We start from the raw sequence: 641 nt of genomic DNA on the forward strand, positions 1-641 counted from the left end.
CCCGCCGCGCGGCGGGCCTTCCGCACTCGGGGATTTAGCAAGGACGGACTGCCGGGTCGCCGTAGACGTTGTTCACGCGGCGATTCCTCTGATCGTAAACGTAGCAGTAGCCGGGACGAGCCTGGACGACACGGGTATCCGTGTAGCCGCCGGCCGTCGCGCCGCTCACGCCACCGGCCGCAGCGCCAAGGCCGCCGCCCACGACGGCGCCCACGGGGCCGCCGACGAGAGCGCCGGCGGTCGCGCCGCCGACCGCGCCGGTCGTGGTCGGGGAACATGCCGCAGCCGTTGCGCAGGCCGCGATGACGAAGGCGATCTTGTACATCTCTTCCTCCTCGTTAGAGTGGTGTCAGACCTGTCAGCGAGGGGCCGCAGCCGCCTGCACGGTCCAACGGCTAACGTGGCGAGCCGTGTTAGGTTTCTTCTCAGACGGTATTTGACCGTACGAAAGCCCGGCTAAGCTTTCCGGCCTGTCAAGGCTGCGAGCCGGCGCCGGGCCCAGCGGAGCGTTTCTGGGGACAGGCCTGTGCAGAACCTGCCGCCGCGCTTGTCCCCCGGGCTCCCGGGCCTCAGAACAGCTCCATCTAAAGAGGAGGGGCCGTTATGGCTGGATCGGTGAACAAGGTGATTTTGGTGGGCAA

1 protein-coding gene is annotated in these 641 nt (G+C 67.7%); it reads right to left on the bottom strand.

The annotated features are described in order from the left end of the window. Positions 1 to 34 precede the first annotated feature (34 nt). Positions 35 to 325 carry a hypothetical protein gene (locus LG661_RS24820; RefSeq protein WP_230534658.1) on the bottom strand — a complete coding sequence of 97 codons (291 nt, stop codon included), beginning with the start codon at positions 323 to 325 and terminating at the stop codon, positions 35 to 37. Positions 326 to 641: the final 316 nt, after the last annotated feature.

It is taken from the genome of Microvirga roseola, assembly GCF_020866965.1.
Classification (GTDB): Bacteria; Pseudomonadota; Alphaproteobacteria; order Rhizobiales; family Beijerinckiaceae; genus Microvirga; species Microvirga roseola.

Coding starts and splice junctions, on each gene's coding strand:
- LG661_RS24820 (WP_230534658.1), bottom strand. CDS start 325: ATGTACAAGATCGCCTTCGTCATCGCGGCCTGCGCAACGGCTGCGGCA.